The 249-nt window shown below is 59.8% G+C and carries 1 protein-coding gene; it reads right to left on the minus strand.

The window, feature by feature from the left end; genetic code table 11:
• A partial coding sequence (locus RG959_RS24650) for a glycosyltransferase (protein WP_342799352.1) occupies nt 1-161 on the minus strand: 161 nt, incomplete at its 3' end.
• Between the last annotated feature and the right edge of the window lie 88 nt (nt 162-249).

The raw sequence follows: 249 nt of genomic DNA on the forward strand, positions 1-249 counted from the left end.
GAGTAGCGCTCCCCGACTTTCCACTCCGGGTAGTACGGCGGCGCGGTAATGACCCGCACGTCATGTCCCTGGCTCGCCATCCACTCGACCATCTCGCCGGTGTATTTCCCGATGCCGGTTAATTCCGGCGAGTAGTTGATTCCGTATACGAGGATCTTCATATGCCCGGCACCTCGGCCTGACGTTCGGCCAGGAAATAGGCACGACTGTTGTCATGCACATTGTCGCTGGCAAGCAGCGCCTCTGGCG

Source organism: Domibacillus sp. 8LH (genome assembly GCF_038806185.1).
Lineage (GTDB): Bacteria > Bacillota > Bacilli > Bacillales > Domibacillaceae > Domibacillus > Domibacillus indicus_A.